Raw genomic sequence first — 7,072 nt, 5'->3', positions numbered from 1 at the left:
CCCCTTACGGGGCGCGGCCCGCCTTTCAGGGGCGCGGGGAACTGCGCGACCAGCCCCCACGACCCGCGGATCTCACGCGATCCGCACAGCGCGGCGACTAGCTCCAGCTGGCGTGCAGAGGCTTGCCCTCCGCGTACCCGGCGGCGCTCTGGACGCCGACCGTGGCCTTCTCGGCGAACTCCTCCAGGGAGGCCGCGCCCGCGTACGTGCAGGAGGAGCGGACACCCGCGATGATCGAGTCGATCAGGTCCTCGACGCCCGGACGGCTCGGGTCGAGGAACATGCGGGAGGTGGAGATGCCCTCCTCGAAGAGCGCCTTGCGCGCACGGTCGTACGCGGACTCCTCGCTGGTGCGGTTGCGCACCGCGCGGGCCGAGGCCATGCCGAACGACTCCTTGTAGGCACGGCCCTGGGCGTCGTGCTGGAGGTCGCCCGGGGACTCGTACGTACCCGCGAACCAGGAACCGATCATGACGTTCGACGCACCGGCGGCGAGCGCCATGGCGACGTCACGCGGGTGGCGGACACCGCCGTCGGCCCAGACGTGCTTGCCGAACTTCTTGGCCTCGGCGGCGCATTCGAGCACCGCGGAGAACTGCGGGCGGCCGACGCCGGTCATCATGCGCGTGGTGCACATGGCGCCGGGGCCCACGCCGACCTTGATGATGTCGGCGCCGGCCTCGACCAGGTCGCGCACACCCTCGGCGGCGACGATGTTGCCCGCGACGATCGGGACCTGCGGGTCGAGTCCGCGCACGGCCCTGACCGCGGCGATCATCGACTCCTGGTGGCCGTGGGCGGTGTCGACGACGAGCGTGTCGACGCCCGCTTCGAGCAGCTGCTTGGCCTTGCCCGCCACGTCGCCGTTGATGCCGACGGCGGCGGCGATGCGCAGGCCGCCGTTGGCGTCCACGGCCGGGGTGTAGAGGGTCGCGCGCAGGGCGCCCGTGCGGGTCAGGATGCCGGCGAGGCGGCCGTCCTTGTCCACGGCGGGGGCATACCGGCGGTTGGCGTGGTCCAGCTTGTTGAACGCGTCGCGCGGGTCGATGTCGGCGTCCAGGAGGAGCAGGTCCTTGGACATGACCTCGGAGAGCTGCGTGAAGCGGTCCACACCGGTCAGGTCGGTGTCGGTGACGACACCCACCGGCTTCTGGTCGGCGTCGACGACGACGCCCGCGTTGTGCGCGCGCTTGGGCAGCAGGGCGAGCGCGTCGGCGACGGTCTGCGAGGGGGCCAGGACGATCGGGGTGTCCAGGACGTGGTGGCGCGTCTTGACCCAGGAGACGACCTCGGTGACGACCTCGATCGGGATGTCCTGGGGGATGACCACCAGGCCGCCGCGGCGGGCGACGGTCTCGGCCATGCGGCGCCCGGCGATGGCGGTCATGTTGGCGACGACCAGCGGGATCGTCGTGCCCGTGCCGTCGGGCGAAGCGAGGTCGACAGCCTGGCGGGAGCCGACGGCGGAGCGCCTCGGGACCATGAAGACGTCGTCGTACGTCAGGTCGTACGCAGGCTGGATGTCATTGAGGAAGCGCACGTGCTGCTCATCCCAGTCGATCAGAGGTGGCCCCCGGACAGTTAGGCCGAGGGAAAAGCACGTACTTCATTCTCCCATGCCGCAGGCCGTGCGCCTCCTGGGACGATCACCCAGGCAGCCCGGGACCCCCCTGGTCGAATCATCCAAAGGGCAGTGCCCCGAAGGGGCGCGGGGAACCGTGCGCCAAGCCCCCACGCACCCGCGGGGAATCAGCTGCCGTCCGGATCCGCCCGGTCGAGCGCGGGCCGCGGCGCGGGCCCCGCCACCAGCAGCTGGTCAGCGGCGGCGGTATCCGTGACCAGGCTGGTCACGAGCCCCGACCGAAGCACCGCGTCGATGGCGGCGGCCTTCCGCTGTCCGCCGGCGATGGCGACGACCTCAGGAATCCGTCGAAGCCGATCGGCTTCGACGGTGATGCACCGCTCCCCCAGGTCCCGCCCGACCCGGCGCCCCTCGGCGTCGAACAGATGGGCGGACATCTCCGCCGCGACGCCCAGCGAGGCGTAGTGCGCCCGCTCCTCGTCGCTGAGCATGTCGTGGACGGTGGAGATGCCCGGCTCCCAGGAGCCGATGGAGACCGCGGCGACCGTGACCTTGTCGAAATACTCGAAGGCGCGGGCGATCCCGGTCTGGTTCCGCAGCGCCGCGGCGGTGGCCGGGTCGGGCAGCAGCATCGGCGCGTAGATGGGGTGCGCCTCGCCGCCGGAGACCTGGGCGGCCCGGCGCACGGCCTCGACCGAGCCGCGCTCGGCGGTCCCCGCGTCGTAGACACCGGTCAACTGCACGACCGTGCACGGCGGCAGCTGGTCGAGCGCCGCCGCCATGTGGATCGTGGAGCGCCCCCAGGCGAGGCCGAGCACATCGCCCTCGGTGACCAGCTCGCCGAGCAGGTCCGCCGCGACCTCGCCGAGGTTCTCGGGGTCGGGCGAGTCCTCGGTCTCGTCGGTGGGCGCGGGTGACTCCACCACGACCGCGTGCCGCAGGCCGTAGCGGGCGCGCAGCGCGTCCGAGCGCTCGGCGTCCAGTTCCGCTGGGACCCGGATCTCGATGCGTACGAGATCCCGCTCCAGGGCGGTCTCCAGGACCCGGGCCACCTTGAAGCGGCTGACGCCGAACTCCTCGGCGATCTGGATCTTGGACTTGCCCTCGAGGTAGAAGCGGCGGGCCATGGCCGCCGCCTGCACCAGCTCCGCGGGTCCCATCCGCATGGCTGACCGACCCGCCGACATGGCCGACACGGCGCTCTCCTCACTGCTGTTCACAAACTGGGTTCGCCGTTCATCCTTGCAGATCCGGCCTAGTTGATCAGCCCTGAGGGACTGCGTTCACGTTCCCGTGGTTCAGTGGTCGCATGCCCAGGCACTTGACGCGGTCTTTGCCGCCGCTTGGGTACGCAATGAACGTACCGCTTCCGCCGGATCCGTGGCGCCGTAGACCGCGGAGCCCGCGACGAAGACGTCGGCCCCGGCCTCCGCGCAGCGCTCGATGGTGTCGGCGGAGACCCCGCCGTCGACCTGGAGCCAGAGCTGGAGCCCGTGCTTGCTGATCAGCTCACGGGTGCGGCGGATCTTGGGCAGCATGATGTCGAGGAACGCCTGGCCGCCGAAGCCCGGCTCGACCGTCATGATCAGCAGCATGTCCAGCTCGGGGAGCAGGTCCTCGTACGGCTCGATGGGCGTCGCCGGCTTCAGTGCCATGGAGGCGCGGGCGCCCTTGGCGCGGATCTCGCGGGCGAGGCGGACGGGGGCGGCGGCGGCCTCCGCGTGGAAGGTCACGGACCCGGCGCCCGCCTCGACGTACTGCGGGGCCCAGCGGTCGGGGTCCTCGATCATCAGGTGGCAGTCCAGGGGCGTGTCCGTCGCGCGGGCCAGCGACTCCACGATCGGCACGCCGAGCGTGAGGTTCGGGACGAAGTGATTGTCCATCACGTCGACGTGGAGCCAGTCGGCGCCCTCTGGGCCCGAAACGGACTTCGCCTCATCGGCAAGGCGGGCGAAGTCGGCGGACAGGATGCTGGGATTGATCTGGACGGCCATGCCCCAAGCCTGCCATGCCGGGCGCGTATCGCCGACCGCGGTCCGAGCGGTGGTCACGGCGCCTCCCGCGCCGACCCGCCACACGCCCCGCGCCGGTACGTCGCGTGCCCCGCGCTGGTCCGCCACGCGCCCCGCGCCGGACGGCGGCGTACCACCGTCCGGCGACCGGCACCCACCCGCCGCTCTCCCCCGCTCCCACCCAACTCGCGTACGCCCGCGCCGAGTTCAGGGTATGGTCGCGGCGGCCGGCTCAGGCGGTGCGCCTGATCAGCGCCAGATACATCGCGTCCGTCCCGTGCAGATGCGGCCACAGCTGTACGTCGGGGCCCTCGCCCAGCGCCGGGACGCCCGGCAGCAGCGGTCGCGCGTCGAGCAGTTCGCCGCCCCCGGTCTGTTTGAGGACGTCGTCGACGACCGCGCGGGTCTCGGCGAGGTGCGGCGAGCAGGTGGCGTAGCCGACGACGCCGCCCACGCGCACGGACTCCAACGCCGTGCGCAGCAGGCCGCGTTGGAGCGGGGCGAAGCCCTCCAGGTCCTGCGGGCGGCGGCGCCAGCGGGCCTCCGGACGGCGCCGCAGCGCGCCGAGCCCGGTGCAGGGCACGTCCATCAGGACCCGGTCGAAGGTGCCGGGGCGCCACGGCGGGCGGGTGCCGTCGGCGGCGATGACCTGGTACGGGCCGGGGTTGCCGGCGAGCGACTGCGCGACGAGACCGGCCCGGTGCGGCTGCTTCTCGGCGGCGAGCAGCGTCGCGCCCCGCTCGGCGGCGAGCCCGGCGAGCATGGCCGCCTTGCCGCCCGGCCCCGCGCAGCCGTCGAGCCACTTCTCGTCGCGCCCGTCGACCGGGGCGTTGGCCAGGGCGAGCGCGACGAGCTGGCTGCCCTCGTCCTGCACGCCCGCGCGGCCCTCGCGCACCGCGTCGATAAGTCCGGGCTCCCCGCCCTCGGTGAGCCGCACGGCATAGGGCGACCAGCGGCCCGGCAGCGCCGATTCCTCGCCCACGGAGTCCAGCAGCTCGTCGGCGGTGGAGCGGCCGGGGCGGGCGACGAGGGTGACCTCGGGGCGTTCGTTGTCGGCTTCGAGCAGGTCCTCGATCCCGGCGCGGCCGCCGCCGAGCGAGTCCCACAGCGCCGAGACGACCCAGCGCGGGTGCGAGTGGACGATGGCGAGGTGGTCCTCGGGGTCCTCGTCGTAGGGCGGCGCGACCTTCTCCACCCAGCCGTCGAGGTCGTCCCGCGCGACCTTGCGCAGCACGGCGTTGACGAACTTGGCCCGCCCGTCGCCGAGCACCACGCGCGCCAGCTCCACCGAGGCGGAGACGGCGGCGTGCGTGGGGATGCGGGTGCCGAGCAGCTGGTGCACGCCCAGGTTGAGCACGTCGAGCACCGGCGGGTCGACCTCACGCAGCGGCCGGTCGATGCAGGCCGCCACGATCGCGTCGTACGTGCCCTGGCGGCGCAGCGTGCCGTAGACCAGCTCGGTGGCGAGCGCCGCGTCCCGTGCGTCGAACTTCTCGGGCCCCTCCTTCTCCCTGGCCTTGCGCAGCAGGGGCGGCAGGACGAGGTTCGCGTACGCGTCACGCTCGTCCACGGCCCGCAGCGCCTCGAAGGCGAGGAAGCGGACGGGGTCCTTCTGGGGCCGGCGGTAGGGCTTGCCCGGCTTACCAGAATTCCCGGGCTTGCCGCCCGCCTTGCCGGAGGGTTTGCGGGGAGGCCGGTTCGGCTGGTCGTTCAAAGGTGCTCCGCTGCTGGATGGGTCGAACCTACTCAGCGTACGTCGCTGTCCCCCACGCGCTCACCGGGGGCGATCCGCACCCCGCGCGCCCAGTCCGCGCCCCGCATCGGCTTCTTGCCCTGCGGCTGGACCCAGAGCAGCTCGACGGCGTGCGAGCCGGAACCGACGTACACGTTGTTCTTGGCGGCGGACAGCTCGCCGGGCGCGAGGTCCGTGCGGTCGGGCACGAGCGCCGCCTGGACGAGCTTCAGCCGCTCGCCGCGGAAGACGGTCCAGGCGCCGGGCGCGGGGGTGCAGCCGCGCACCACGCGGTCGACGCGCAGGGCGGGCGCGGCCCAGTCCACCTGGGCGTCCTCGACGGTGATCTTCGGGGCGAGGGTGACGCCGTCGGCGGGCTGGGGGACCGCCTTGAGGCTGCCGTCCTCGATGCCGTCCATGGTCGCGACGAGCAGCCCCGAGCCCGCGAAGGCGAGCCGGGTGAGCAGGTCGCCGCTGGTGTCGGTGGGCCGCACCTCCTCCGTGACCGTGCCGTACACCGGCCCGGAGTCCAGCCCCTGTTCGATGAGGAACGTCGACGCGCCGGTGATCTCGTCGCCCGCCATCACCGCGTGCTGCACGGGTGCGGCACCGCGCCAGGCGGGCAGCAGCGAGAAGTGCAGATTGACCCAGCCGCGGGCCGGCACGTCCAGGGCGGCCTTGGGGAGCAGCGCGCCGTAGGCGACCACGGGGCAGCAGTCCGGCCCGATCTCCCGCAGCCGGGCAAGGAACTCCTCGTCGCGCGGCTTCGCGGGCTTCAGCACCTCGATGCCCGCCTCCTGCGCGCGCTCCGCGACCGGGCTCGCCACGAGCCTGCGGCCCCGGCCCGCGGGCGCGTCGGGGCGGGTCACGACGGCGGCCACCTCGTGCCGGTCGGAGGCGATCAGGGCGTCCAGCGCGGGGACGGCGACCTCGGGAGTGCCTGCGAAGACGAGCTTCACTGGGTGGTACCTCGGATCTCTGGTGGGAGCGGCGGCAGCGCACCAGTCTATGGGCCGCCTCGGGGCCCCGCCCAAGCGGTCGCGCCGGTGACTCGCGTTGACGGCCCTGGGGGCGTACGAAGTGGCGCGCGCCCCGTGCATATGCGCATACGCCCCTGCACCGTGACCCCTCACGAGCTAGCGCGTTGGTCAAGAAAGAGTTGACCAACGTGGGCCGCGGGTGCGGCCCGATCCTTTTCCACGCCGGTTCGAGAGGCTTGTTCATGGCCGACCACGCAACCCACGACGCCCAGGCACGGGCCAGCCTGCACCTCCTGGTGCGGGACATCGAGCGGGTCCGCCGGCAGGTGGACGCGCTGCGTACGCTCACCGCCCAGCTCGGAAACGTCTACCGCCCGCGCCGCTCCAGCCCCTCGGCGGGCTTCGTCGTGTACGGGCGGGCCCCCGCCCCGACCGTCCGCCTCGCCCAGGAGCTGCGGGACAGCGTCGAGACGCTGGTCACCGCGGCGGTGGACTTCGACCGCTCGCTCGGCTTCTCGTGGGACGCGGTCGGCTCGGCCCTCGGGGTCACCAAGCAGGCCGTCCACCGCCGTTACGGCGCGCGCCGGGCCACGACGCAGGCGGCGGCCGAGGCGGAGCGCGCGACGGAGGTCCCGGCGCCGACCGCCACGACCACGGCGCCCCGCCCGGTGCCGGTCGGCGTCCCGCTGCCGTCCGTGCCCGCGGCCCGCACGATGCCGACGCAGCCGACCGCGGGCAGCCCCAACCTCCGCGACGACCCCAGGCC

General features: G+C 73.3%; 6 protein-coding genes. 1 reads left to right on the top strand and 5 read right to left on the bottom strand.

What is annotated here, in order from left to right:
• Positions 1-97: 97 nt before the first annotated feature.
• From GKQ77_RS23820 to fmt, 5 genes are all read right to left on the bottom strand, one after another.
• Positions 98-1,540 carry a GuaB1 family IMP dehydrogenase-related protein gene (locus GKQ77_RS23820; RefSeq protein WP_219690977.1) on the bottom strand — a complete coding sequence of 481 codons (1,443 nt, stop codon included), beginning with the start codon at positions 1,538-1,540 and terminating at the stop codon, positions 98-100.
• Positions 1,541-1,749: 209 nt separating this feature from the next.
• Positions 1,750-2,802 carry a sugar-binding transcriptional regulator gene (locus GKQ77_RS23815; RefSeq protein ID WP_219690976.1) on the bottom strand — a complete coding sequence of 351 codons (1,053 nt, stop codon included), beginning with the start codon at positions 2,800-2,802 and terminating at the stop codon, positions 1,750-1,752.
• Between the two features lie 78 nt (positions 2,803-2,880).
• Positions 2,881-3,576, bottom strand: a complete 696-nt coding sequence (gene rpe / locus GKQ77_RS23810; protein WP_219690975.1) for a ribulose-phosphate 3-epimerase — start codon at positions 3,574-3,576, stop codon at positions 2,881-2,883.
• Positions 3,577-3,826: 250 nt separating this feature from the next.
• Complete coding sequence (locus tag GKQ77_RS23805; RefSeq protein ID WP_219690974.1) at positions 3,827-5,308, bottom strand: RsmB/NOP family class I SAM-dependent RNA methyltransferase; 1,482 nt, start codon at positions 5,306-5,308, stop codon at positions 3,827-3,829.
• Between the two features lie 32 nt (positions 5,309-5,340).
• A complete protein-coding gene (fmt, locus tag GKQ77_RS23800) occupies positions 5,341-6,285 on the bottom strand; it encodes a methionyl-tRNA formyltransferase (RefSeq protein ID WP_219690973.1) in 945 nt (314 codons plus the stop codon).
• 263 nt (positions 6,286-6,548) lie between these two features.
• On the opposite strand from fmt, the gene GKQ77_RS23795 reads away from it, so the two are divergent.
• On the top strand, positions 6,549-7,072 hold a 524-nt coding region (locus tag GKQ77_RS23795), incomplete at its 3' end, for a hypothetical protein (protein WP_219690972.1).

Origin of the sequence: Streptomyces anatolicus, assembly GCF_019400875.1 — a bacterium.
GTDB lineage: Bacteria > Actinomycetota > Actinomycetes > Streptomycetales > Streptomycetaceae > Streptomyces > Streptomyces anatolicus.
Note: the sequence above shows the minus strand (reverse complement) of the source record. Positions and strands in the feature narration are given on the sequence as shown.

Bases quoted from the DNA above. Each gene is read 5' to 3' on its own strand.
- rpe (WP_219690975.1), bottom strand. From the start codon at position 3,576: ATGGCCGTCCAGATCAATCCCAGCATCCTGTCCGCCGACTTCGCCCGC.